Raw genomic sequence first — 10,797 nt, 5'->3', positions numbered from 1 at the left:
CTCGAACCACTCCAAAACCCCTTCGGGCCAAAAGTGTTACCCATGTCTCCGATATAAACCGTAACCTATGTGTCCGGAATGGACCCAGAGAAAACTGGTGCCCAGAGGCGGATTCGAACCACCGACACGCGGATTTTCAGTCCGCTGCTCTACCAACTGAGCTATCTGGGCCTCGCCGGCAAACGAGACATCGCCTGACCGGATTTCAGGAAAGCGCCGTGGCGCACCCCTTGAAAGCGCGTGGGTTATAGCACGGGAATCCGGCCTGTCCAGCGCCTAAGCGCTGATTTTCCGGGGCAATTGTCGCAGACAATACCGACGCCGGCAAAGCAGCAATTGCGTAAGGTCGGCGAAGTGGAATTGCGCGGCCGGCACCGCCCAAACCCTACTTCGGCTCGTCGCTCTCGTCCTCGTCATCCCGCGCGGTGATGACATAGGCGCCCTTCAGCCAGCGGTTGAGGTCGATGTCCTTGCAGCGCTTCGAGCAGAACGGATAGGTCTCGCGCGCCGACGGCTTGCCGCATTCGGGGCAGGGGCGCTTCGGGCGCAGTGGTGTGACCTTATCGTCCAGGCTCATGGCCGCGCGGTATGCCAGCTGGTGTGGACCTTGAAGCCTTCGCCCGAAAGCAGCGCCACCGTCTCGTAGAGCGGCAGGCCGACAATGTTGGTGTAGGAGCCGACCAGCTTGACGACGAACGAACCGGCGAGACCCTGGACGGCATAGCCCCCGGCCTTGCCGCGCCATTCGCCGGAGGCGACATAGGCGTCGATCTCCTCGCGCGGAAGCCGCTTGAAGCGTACCCTGGATTCAACCAGCCTTTGGCGCAGCTTGCCGCCCGGCGTAATCAGGCAGATGCCGGAATAGACCCGGTGCGAACGGCCCGAAAGCAGTCCGAGGCAATTGGCGGCGTCGTCCAGCGTCTCGGCCTTGGGCAGGATGCGGCGTCCGACCGCGACCACCGTATCGGCGGCCAGCACGAAGCTTGGCGCATAATCTTCCTCGCTTTTCAGCGACGCCAGCGCCTTCTCCGCCTTTTCCTTCGACAGCCGCTTGGCCAGCGAGCGCGGATGTTCGGCGCGCAGCGGCGTTTCGTCGACATCGGCCGGCAGCACGCGGCCCGGCTCGATGCCGGCCTGTTGCAACAGTTCGATCCGGCGCGGCGAACCAGAGGCAAGCACGAGCTTCTGCAGGATGCTCATCGCGGTTCGCGCCGGACTGTTACTTGAAACGGTAGGTGATGCGGCCCTTGGTCAGGTCATAGGGCGTCATCTCGACCAGGACCTTGTCGCCGGTCAGCACACGGATGCGGTTCTTGCGCATGCGGCCGGCCGTATGGGCGATGATCTCGTGTTCGTTTTCGAGCTTCACCCGGAACATCGCGTTGGGCAACAATTCCGTCACGACACCCGGAAACTCGAGGACTTCTTCCTTCGGCATTCGATACCTTTGCTTGGATTGCAGTTCCGGCGCCCTGGAGCGCCCAGGCCGGAATTTCGGCGGAACCTATATGATAATCGTGCGCTTGTGAACACGCTTAGATCGCGTCATAAGCGACGCGCTCCAAGCTTTCGTTTTATGCATGTCGTTGTCTCAAAACCGGGACCGCTTTTGAGCGACATGCATCAATCCGCCGCGTTTTTTACCTCCGGAAGCAGAAAACGTCGGCTAATGCGCGCTTTCAGCCGTTCTCTCACGTCGCGATAGCTGGCCATGATCTGCTCGCGCCTGCCGCCGACATCGGTCGGATCCGGCATCGGCCAGTATTCGACGTCGACGGCAAGCGAGCGGGTGAGTTCGAGCGCGGCGTGGTGGGCTTCCGGCGCCAGGGTGACGATCAGGTCGAAATAATCGTCCTCGAGATCGTCCATCGAGCGCGGCTGGCGCTCGCCCAGCGTCAGGCCCTCTTCGGCCAGCACCGCGTCGACGAACGGATCGCGCTCGCCCCTGTGCACGCCGGCAGAGGCGACGAAAGTGGCCGGCGGCAGCATGCGCCGCGCCAGCTGCTCGGCCATCGGCGAGCGCACGGCGTTCATGCCGCACAAGAACAGGATCGAGCGGGGCGCCCCAGTCAGGTCTAACCCCGCCAGTGCAGCACACAGACCAGCGTGAACAGCCGCCGCGCCGTGTCGAAGTCGATGTCGATCTTGCCGGCCAGCCGGTCCATCAACGTCTGCGAGCCTTCATTGTGCAGGCCGCGCCGGCCCATGTCGATCGCCTCGATATGGCTCGGTGTCGAGGAGCGGATGGCGTCGTAATAGCTTTCGCAGATCAGGTAGTAGTCCTTGACGATGCGCCTGAGCGGCGTCAGCGACAGGATATGGGTGACGACATCAGCACCATCCTCGCGGGCGACCGCAAACACCAGCCGGGATTCGGCCAGCGAGAGCTTCAGCCGATAAGGCCCGGCGCCGTCATCATTGACCGGCTGAAAGCTGTTTTCTTCGATCAGGTCGAAGATCGCCACCGCGCGCTCATGTTCGACATCGGGCGTCGAACGGCCGATCGATTCGTCGAGCTCGACATCGATCAGCCTTGCGCGGGTTTGATCGCCGTCCGCCATCGCCGCCTACATGTTCAGCCGGATGGCGACGGAGCGGCCATGCGCGTCGAGGCCTTCCGCCTTGGCCAGCGCAATCGCCGCCGGCGCAAGTGCTCTCAGCTGCTCCGGCCCGAGCTTCAGGATCGAGGTGCGCTTGACGAAATCGAGCACCGACAGGCCCGAAGAGAAGCGCGCCGAACGCGCCGTCGGCAGCACGTGGTTGGAGCCGCCGACATAGTCGCCGATGACTTCGGGCGTATGGCGTCCCAGAAACACAGCACCCGCATTGCGCATCCTGGCCAGGAAGCCTTCGGCATCGTCGATAGCAAGCTCGACATGTTCCGCGGCGATGCGGTCGACCAGCGGCAGCGCGGCCTCGATGGTCTCCACCAGGATCACCGCACCGAAATCGCGCCAGCTGGCAGCCGCCGTCTCGGCGCGCGACAGGTTCTGCAGCTGCCGCTCGACCGCCTGTTCGACGGCCTTGCCGAAGGCCGGATCGTCGGTGATGAGGATCGACTGCGCCGACACGTCGTGCTCGGCCTGCGCCAGAAGATCGGCGGCGATCCAGTCGGGATCGTTGCTGCCGTCGGCCACCACCAGCACTTCAGACGGTCCGGCAATCATGTCGATGCCGACCGTGCCGAACACCTGGCGCTTGGCGGCGGCGACATAGGCATTGCCCGGTCCGACGATCTTGGCGACCGGCCGGATCGTCTGCGTGCCATAGGCAAGGGCGGCAATCGCCTGCGCGCCGCCGACGCGGTAAATCTCCGAAACGCCTGATATATCGGCTGCCACCAGCACCAGCGGATTGATGATGCCGCCCGGCGCCGGCACGACGATGACGATGCGCTCGACGCCCGCCACCCTGGCCGGCACGGCGTTCATCAGCACCGAGCTTGGATAGCTTGCCGTGCCGCCCGGCACATAGAGCCCGACCGCCTCGATCGCCGTCCAGCGCGAACCCAACTCGACCCCGGCGGCATCGGTATAGCGATCGTCCTTGGGCATTTGTCGCTCGTGATGGGATCGGATGCGGTCGCGCGCGAACTTGAGCGCATCGACCGTCTGCGGATCGGCGTCTTTGTAGGCCTGCGCGATGTCGTCCTTCGACACGGCAATGCCGAGGCTATTGAGGTCGGCCTTGTCGAATTTCAGCGTGTAGTCGACCAGGGCAGCGTCGCCCTCGGCACGAACCCGCGCAATGATGGCGCGCACGGCAGTGTCAACGTCTTCCGATACCTCCCGCTTGGTGGTCAGGAAGGCGGCGAAACGCTGCTCGAAACCGGCATCGGACTGGATAAGCGTAATGGCCATCGGCTGCGTCTAGATCGTGATGAGACTTGGTTGAAATCTCATCACGATCTAACCCTTTGTTGGAGCAAGATCTCTGGACAAACGATTCCCGTTTTGTCCAACAAAAACCGGCACCCACTTTTTGGGATCATGCTCTAGACCCTGTGCACCGGACGCGAGGTGGCTTCCCAGGCGCCGCCTATGTCGGCAAGCCGCGCCTCGATGCATTCGACGTCGAGCATGATCGCGCCGCCGCCGGAAAAGACCAATTCGACGATGCCGGCCGGCTTGCTGATTTCGATAAAGCTGATTGCCAGAAGCGACAGCACCTCGGCCGGCCGATCGCGGGCAATGCCGCTGGTCTTGGCGCCGAGCACGCGGTCGAAATGCAACACGGCCTGGCGCCGCTCATTGTGCTGGCTGAACAATCCGGACTTCGCCTCCCAGACGAAGCGTTTCATGGTCAATATGAAACGCTTGGCCGAAGGCAGGTATTCGAGATCCGAGACCTTCATCACGGCGTCCTGGACGTGAGCCGAGACGATGCTCAGATCCTGATCGTCGAGCGCAATGAGTTTGAGGGCTGCCATGCCGAATGCACACCTGAAAGTTGGTTTCAGCCTTCTGTTAGGCGGTCTTTCCGGTCGGTGCAACCGCGACACAAATTCAACCCGAGGCTAGCGCCTCGGGTTTGAAGTGTTGGCGGTGAATGGAGGCAGCACCAGACGCCTGTCTGTCTGAAGCAACTGCCGTGCGGTCAAGCCGAAATCCGCTCGATCACCGCGCCGCAATTGGACAGCTTTTCTTCCAGCCGCTCAAAACCGCGGTCGAGGTGGTAGACGCGGTTGACCGTCGTTTCGCCTTCGGCCGCCAGACCGGCGATGACCAGCGACACCGAGGCGCGCAGATCGGTCGCCATCACGGGCGCGCCCTTCAGCTTGGAGACGCCGTCGACGATCGCCGTTTGGCCGGACAGCGTGATGTGGGCGCCGAGCCGGGCCAGTTCCTGCACATGCATGAAGCGGTTTTCAAAGATGGTCTCGGTGATGCGCGACTTGCCCTTGGCCATGGTCATCAGGCCCATGAACTGCGCCTGCAGATCGGTCGGGAAGGCCGGGAACGGCGCCGTCGTTACGTCGACCGGCGAAATGCCGGCGCCGTTGCGCCGGACGCGAATGCCGGAATTGGTCGGCGTGATCTCGGTACCGGTCTGGGCAATCACATCCAACGCGGTCTGTAGCAGCTCGGGGCGGGCGCCTTCGAGCACGACATCGCCGCCGGTCATGGCCACAGCCATGGCATAGGTGCCCGTCTCGATGCGGTCGGGGATGACGCGCACGCGCGCGCCCGAAAGCGAGTCGACGCCGTCGACGGTGATGGTTGGAGTGCCGGCGCCTGAAATTTTTGCGCCCATGGCGTTGAGGCATTCGGCGAGGTTGACGATCTCGGGCTCGCAGGCGGCGTTTTCCAGCACCGTCTCACCCTTGGCGAGCGCTGCCGCCATCATCAGCACATGGGTGGCACCGACGGAGACTTTCGGGAACACATAGCGATTGCCGACAAGGCGGCCGTTCCTGGTCTTGGCCAGCACATAACCAGTGTCGACATCAATGTCGGCGCCCAGCGCCTGCAAGCCCTCGAGGAACAGGTCGACCGGCCGCGTGCCGATGGCGCAACCGCCGGGAAGCGACACTTTCGCCTCGCCCATGCGGGCCAGCAGCGGGCCGATCACCCAGAACGACGCCCGCATCTTCGACACCAGCTCGTAAGGCGCGGTCGTGTCGACGATGTTGCGGGCCGAGAAGTTGATGGTGCGCGAATAGCCCTCATTCTGCTTCTCGCGGCGGCCGTTGACCGAATAGTCGACGCCGTGATTGCCGAGAATGCGGATCAGCTGCTCGACATCGGCCAGATGCGGCACGTTTTCCAGCGTCAGCGTGTCGTCGGTGAGCAGCGAGGCGATCATCAGCGGCAAAGCGGCATTTTTCGCGCCCGAAATCGGAATGCTTCCGGCGAGCTTGTTGCCGCCGACAATTCTGATGCGATCCATGAGAGAATGTCCCCTCGGCCCGAAAAGCCGGTTTTCGTCAGTTTGCGTATCGGCCCGTCTAGACCATTGGCCGGCTTGGTTCAAGATTCCTGAGCCCGTTGGCCAAGTTGGCCGGCCAGTGTGGCCGATATCGGTCAGTCCTTGTGCATTTTTTCAGCAGCCGCCAGGCCTTCCGGGCGCTGGTCAGCGTCACCGGTGCGCCGCGAACGCGCTTGCGTCTTGCGCTTCATGAGATTGGCGCGCAACTGCTCGGCCAGACGGTCCTTGCGGTTAGTCCCGTCCTTTTTTGCCGGATCAGCCTTTTTCGGTGGATTTATCTTGTCGTCCATCGTTCCGTCCCGCCCGCGACTGGCAGGGCCTGCCGTTCAAGGGATAGCTAGCATTGTGGCGCCGCCATGTCAGCGAAACTTGTCTGGCAAAGCCTTTCACAGACGCCTTGCGCTTGCCGGTTCTATATGGCAGAAGCCCCGCCATCAGCGGCTGCGGTAGCTCAGTGGTAGAGCACTCCCTTGGTAAGGGAGAGGTCGAGAGTTCAATCCTCTCTCGCAGCACCAGTTCATTCCTTTGATTTTAAAAAGATGCAGTCGCGAAGTCGGGGTCTCGTTGCGGACCAAAAAAGCCGGCTGACGCAAAAGTGCCAATCCCGCGCATCCAACCGTGGCCCCCTCGCCCGGAAACATTGAGAGAAAGAGGCTTTACGGGGCCGGACGACTGCTCAACAAGTCCGGACCTGTCAACTCATGAACAGGCCGGACTGGCCGTATCCGGCATGCTGAACACTACCGCTCGCACGCTGAAAGCCAGCCGCCTCGTACGCATATCCACGACAAGAACACAGCTCGCCCAAGGACTTGCCATCGGCCGGCCATCATGATGCCATCTCGCCTGCGGAAGATAGCGTTGGGTTTTGGGGTAGAGAATGCTCTTTGGGCGAACGGCAGGTGCGACAGGGCGCGTGTGCGCGGCAATTGCTGCGGCACTGGCGCTGTGCCTATGCGCGTTTGGCCCCGCTTTGGCTGAAGAGCCGAAGGCGCTGAAAGGCGTCGCGCTCATCATCGGTCAGTCCGACTACCAGCATGTCGGCAAACTGCCCAATCCGGAAAACGACGCCCGCGCCATCGAGGAGATGTTCGACAGGCTCGGCTTCGAGACCAATGTCGCCACCAACCGCGACGCGCGCAAATTGCGGCGCGATCTCGAAGGCTTCGTCGACGATGCCGAGGGCGCCGATGTCGCCATCATCTACTATTCCGGCCACGGCATCGAAGCCGGCGGCGAGAATTATCTAGTCCCTGTCGATGCCGATATCTCGGCGCTCGACAATGCCGGCGAAAAGCTGGTGCCGCTGTCGTCCATCGTCGCCGAACTGAAGGCCAAGGTGCCGGTCACCATCGTTCTGCTGGACGCCTGCCGCAACGATCCGTTCCCGCCGGGCACGCTCCTGAAGCTGGCGCCGGGCGACGAAGGCAAGCCGATCGGCGCCGGCGGTCTCGGGGAAACGCGCGGCGTGGTTTCCCTGAAGGGCGGCACCGACGCCAAGGGCTCGGTCGACGGCAGCCTCGGCCAGGTCATCGCCTTTGCCGCCGAGCCCGGCAAGGTTGCGCTGGACGGTCCGGCCGATGGCAACAGCCCCTATGCGGCAGCGATCCTGCGCCACATCGACACGATGGGCGGCGAGGAATTCGGCACCGTTCTGCGCATGATCGGCGAGGAGGTCTATCTCAAGACCAACGGCCAGCAGCGGCCCTGGGTCAATGAGAGCCTGCGCCGGCTGCTCTATTTCGGTACCCCCGCCGAGGCACCGAAAGGCGATGAGGGCGAAATCCTCAGGGAGCGGCGCCAGCTCCTGCTGACCATCTCGACGCTACCCGATCCGGAGCGCCGCCAGATCGAAACCATATCGAGTGACGGCAAGGTGCCGATGGATGGGCTTTACGCCATGCTGAAGGCGCTCGGGGTCGACATACCCAAGGATCCGGCTGAGCTCGACAAGCTGCTGCGTGGCCAGACCGAACGGCTGAAACACGTGTTGGCCGAACGCGAGACTTTGAAAAACCCGGACCCCGAAATTGCCAGGCTATCGAAACTCGCCGAACAGGCGGTTCAGGAAGGCGCGCTCGAAGCGGCGCAGAAATTCAACGAGCAGGCCAAGGCCCGCATCGGCGAACTTTCGTCTACGGTCGACCAGGCCGAGGCCGAGCTGAAGGCAAAGCGGCTCGAATTCGCAAAGGTTTTCGCCAGCAGCGCCAGAACCTACGAGATTTCCTTCAACTTCAAGGAGGCGGCTCAGGACTACGCCAAGGCCTATGAGCAGGCCGCGAAATGGAGCGACGAAGATGCGTTCTACTACAAGGCGGCAGAGGCCAACGCTCTGTCGGAACAAGGGGACTTCTCCGGCGACAATGCGTATCTCGCCCAGGCCCTGACAGCCTATGAACAGGCATTGACCTATGTCACCCGCGAAAAGTTGCCGCTGCTTTGGGCGGCCACCCAGAACAATATGGGCGCCACGCTTGCTACTTTGGGCGAACGGGAAGCCGGCCGCGACAACCTCGACAAGGCAGCTGCCGCCTATGAGCAGGCGCTGACCGTCTATACGCATGACGCCTACCCTGACGACTGGGCATCGACCTATGGCAATCTGGGCACGGTCTACTGGCGGCTCGGCCAGCGCGAGAACGGGACGGCACTGCTTGAGCGGGCAGTCGCGGCCTTCCGCTCGGCGCTCGAGGTACAGTCGTCGAAAAAACTGCCGCTTGAATGGGCGGCGACGCAGAACAATCTCGGCATCGTGCTGTCCGAGATCGGCGAACGCCAGACCACATCGGACAGTTTTCGCGCCGCAATCGAAGCGCATCGTGCGGCATTGACGGAATACAACAGAGAGCGCGTGCCGCTCGACTGGGCGCTGAGCCAGGTCAATCTGGGTGCTGCGCTCTACCGCCTCGGTGAGCGCGAAAAGGATATCGCGACCATGCAGCAGGCGGTTGCTGCCTATCAGGCGGCGACCGGCGAAATGACCAGGGAACGCGCGCCGGCGCAATGGGCGACAATCCAGAATAATCTGAGCACGGCGCTGGAATCGATCGGAACCATTAACGGCGATGTCGCCACGCTTGAGCAGGCGCGCGACGCCGCCCTGGCATCGCTTACGGTTTGGACGCGCGAGCACGCCGCGGCGAGCTGGGCCAACGGCCAGCTGACGCTCGGCAACGCCTTGCAGCGCCTCGGCGCCAAGCAGAAGAACAAGGAACTGCTGCTGCAGGCAGCCACCGCGTACCAGGCCGCTCTGTCCGAATATCCGCGTGAGAAACTGCCGCTTGACTGGGCTTCGCTGCAGCAGAATCTGGGATCGGTCAACGACACGCTCGGCGATCTCGATACGGGAACCGATTACTACATTCAGGCGGTGACCGCGTATCGTCAGGCATGGGAGGTCTATACCGCAACCGCCGCGCCGGGCGAGTTCGCTTCGATCGGCTACAGCCTTGCAGGCACGCTATCGAACTGGGGCGAACGCGCGGGGGACATCTCGACCCTGCGGCAGGCGATCGATGTCTACGGTCAGGTGCTCAGGGTTCGCACCCGCGACAAGGACCCAGTCAATTGGGCCAAGACGGAATTCCGCCTCGGCTGCGCGTTGATGATGTCAGGCAAGCTGGCCTCTGACGATCAACTGCTGCAGCAATCGGTCGACGCGCTGCGGGCGGCGCTCGACGGGCAGACGAAAGGCGGTGATGTCACGGAGATCGGCCAAACGCGGCGCGTGCTCGGCCAGACCCTGTCGATCCTGGGCGACAATACATCCAACCTGGACTTGCTGGCGCAAGCAGCCGACATGCTGGAAGCCGCGCTCCCCGCCTACTCCAAGGACGCCGACCCGGAGGAGTGGGCCAATATCAATTACGACCTCGGCTTTGCCGTCTACAGCCAGGGCCGGATTGGTGGCGACGCCACGTTCTACGCCAAGGCCGTGCAGAGCTTCGAGACGGCAGCGCGGATCTACGACGGTTTTCCCAACCGCATGCAATGGGCGCGCACCAAGGGCGATATCGGCAATGCCTTGCTGATGGCCGCGGACGGCAAGGACGTCGAGTTGCTCACCCGCGCGATTGCCGCCTATGACGCAGCGCTCAGCGTGGTAACGCGCGAGAATGCGCTGGCTGTCTGGGAGAACAATCAGAACAATCTCGCCGGCGGGCTGTCGAGTCTTGGTTACTGGGCGAACGATGTCGGCAAGCTGAAACGAGCCGCTCAGATCTACCGCGACCTCGCCACGGTGCGAACGATCGCCCGCGATCCCGATCTCTGGATCACCAACCAGACCAGTCTCGCGCAGACGCTGAGCATGATCGCGGCCCGCGAGCCTTCGGCTGAATTGTACGAGGAGGCGATTGTCGTCAACCGGGCGCTTGCCGAGCAGCTCGGTCGCGACCGCGATCCCGAACGTTGGGCCAATGCGCGCAACGAGATGGGCTATGCCTTGACCATGGCTGGCCGCGCCGAAAACAATGTCGCGCATTTCGAGGAGGCGGTGTTGGTCCTGCGCGAGGCGATCGTGGTGCAAAAGAAGATCTATTCGGTGCCGGCTGTCGCCTTCACGCAGGACAGCCTGTGCGACGTGCTGGTCGATCTGGGCGCCGCCCACAAGGACAAGGCGATGGCACAGGAAGCGATCGCCGCATGCCAGGACGCGCTCGTCATCTTCCGTGACAAGAAGATGGACGATCTCGCCGCCGGTTCCGAAAAGAACCTCGCCGAGGCACAGGCGTTGCTGGCCGAGTTGCATTAATCCGAGCCCGCGCTCCCGGATGCGGGCGAATGGTGGGCACGCCAGCGTTCACGCTGTTGCGCAAGCAGATGTCACCGGCTCGCCATGGCATGACAGAGATGCGATGTGGCAGTATC

General features: G+C 62.9%; 10 protein-coding genes and 2 tRNA genes. 2 read left to right on the top strand and 10 right to left on the bottom strand.

The features are described from left to right. Window positions 1-95: 95 nt before the first annotated feature. The 10 genes from NKJ64_RS20930 to NKJ64_RS20885 all read right to left on the bottom strand — a co-directional run bounded on the left by NKJ64_RS20930 (window position 96) and on the right by NKJ64_RS20885 (window position 6,218). Window positions 96-171: transfer RNA gene (locus NKJ64_RS20930), tRNA-Phe, on the bottom strand. Between the two features lie 214 nt (window positions 172-385). Beyond that, window positions 386-577 (bottom strand): DNA gyrase inhibitor YacG, encoded by a 192-nt coding sequence (gene yacG / locus NKJ64_RS20925; RefSeq protein WP_023669280.1) that lies wholly within the window; start codon window positions 575-577, stop codon window positions 386-388. Then, entirely contained in the window at window positions 574-1,200 is a 627-nt protein-coding gene (locus tag NKJ64_RS20920; RefSeq protein ID WP_023753867.1) for a Maf-like protein, read from the bottom strand. The genes yacG and NKJ64_RS20920 overlap by 4 nt, the downstream gene beginning before the upstream one ends. Window positions 1,201-1,219: 19 nt before the next feature. After that, the gene (gene infA, locus NKJ64_RS20915) at window positions 1,220-1,438 is read right to left on the bottom strand and encodes a translation initiation factor IF-1 (protein WP_006200926.1); all 219 of its coding nucleotides are present in this window, start codon (window positions 1,436-1,438) and stop codon (window positions 1,220-1,222) included. A 185-nt stretch (window positions 1,439-1,623) separates the two neighbouring features. Beyond that, complete coding sequence (locus NKJ64_RS20910; RefSeq protein WP_081725519.1) at window positions 1,624-2,088, bottom strand: arsenate-mycothiol transferase ArsC; 465 nt, start codon at window positions 2,086-2,088, stop codon at window positions 1,624-1,626. Continuing rightward, a complete protein-coding gene (locus NKJ64_RS20905; protein ID WP_023669283.1) occupies window positions 2,076-2,561 on the bottom strand; it encodes a UPF0262 family protein in 486 nt (161 codons plus the stop codon). Before NKJ64_RS20905 ends, NKJ64_RS20910 begins: the two co-directional genes overlap by 13 nt. 6 nt (window positions 2,562-2,567) lie before the next feature. After that, entirely contained in the window at window positions 2,568-3,860 is a 1,293-nt protein-coding gene (gene hisD, locus NKJ64_RS20900; protein WP_023732390.1) for a histidinol dehydrogenase, read from the bottom strand. A 134-nt stretch (window positions 3,861-3,994) separates the two neighbouring features. Then, the gene (locus tag NKJ64_RS20895; protein ID WP_023753868.1) at window positions 3,995-4,429 is read right to left on the bottom strand and encodes a DUF2948 family protein; all 435 of its coding nucleotides are present in this window, start codon (window positions 4,427-4,429) and stop codon (window positions 3,995-3,997) included. A gap of 167 nt (window positions 4,430-4,596) precedes the next feature. After that, the gene (gene murA / locus NKJ64_RS20890) at window positions 4,597-5,889 is read right to left on the bottom strand and encodes a UDP-N-acetylglucosamine 1-carboxyvinyltransferase (RefSeq protein WP_023753869.1); all 1,293 of its coding nucleotides are present in this window, start codon (window positions 5,887-5,889) and stop codon (window positions 4,597-4,599) included. A gap of 134 nt (window positions 5,890-6,023) precedes the next feature. Then, on the bottom strand, window positions 6,024-6,218 hold the full coding sequence (locus tag NKJ64_RS20885; protein ID WP_023727781.1) for a hypothetical protein: 195 nt from the start codon (window positions 6,216-6,218) through the stop codon (window positions 6,024-6,026). Between the two features lie 150 nt (window positions 6,219-6,368). Here NKJ64_RS20885 and NKJ64_RS20880 point away from each other — a divergent pair. Both NKJ64_RS20880 and NKJ64_RS20875 read left to right on the top strand, forming a co-directional pair. Then, a tRNA-Thr gene (locus NKJ64_RS20880) sits at window positions 6,369-6,443 on the top strand. Window positions 6,444-6,844: 401 nt separating this feature from the next. Continuing rightward, window positions 6,845-10,681: a caspase family protein gene (locus NKJ64_RS20875; RefSeq protein ID WP_352463251.1), complete on the top strand. Its 3,837-nt coding sequence runs from the start codon at window positions 6,845-6,847 to the stop codon at window positions 10,679-10,681. Window positions 10,682-10,797 lie beyond the last annotated feature (116 nt).

This window comes from Mesorhizobium sp. M0062 (assembly GCF_040323125.1).
In the GTDB taxonomy this organism is placed as follows: Bacteria; Pseudomonadota; Alphaproteobacteria; order Rhizobiales; family Rhizobiaceae; genus Mesorhizobium.
The sequence above is the reverse complement of the archived record's forward strand: the minus strand, read 5'-3'. Positions and strand labels throughout refer to the sequence as shown.

Coding starts and splice junctions, on each gene's coding strand:
- yacG (WP_023669280.1), bottom strand. CDS start 577: ATGAGCCTGGACGATAAGGTCACACCACTGCGCCCGAAGCGCCCCTGC.
- NKJ64_RS20920 (WP_023753867.1), bottom strand. CDS start 1,200: ATGAGCATCCTGCAGAAGCTCGTGCTTGCCTCTGGTTCGCCGCGCCGG.
- infA (WP_006200926.1), bottom strand. CDS start 1,438: ATGCCGAAGGAAGAAGTCCTCGAGTTTCCGGGTGTCGTGACGGAATTG.
- NKJ64_RS20905 (WP_023669283.1), bottom strand. CDS start 2,561: ATGGCGGACGGCGATCAAACCCGCGCAAGGCTGATCGATGTCGAGCTC.
- hisD (WP_023732390.1), bottom strand. CDS start 3,860: ATGGCCATTACGCTTATCCAGTCCGATGCCGGTTTCGAGCAGCGTTTC.
- NKJ64_RS20895 (WP_023753868.1), bottom strand. CDS start 4,429: ATGGCAGCCCTCAAACTCATTGCGCTCGACGATCAGGATCTGAGCATC.
- murA (WP_023753869.1), bottom strand. CDS start 5,889: ATGGATCGCATCAGAATTGTCGGCGGCAACAAGCTCGCCGGAAGCATT.
- NKJ64_RS20885 (WP_023727781.1), bottom strand. CDS start 6,218: ATGGACGACAAGATAAATCCACCGAAAAAGGCTGATCCGGCAAAAAAG.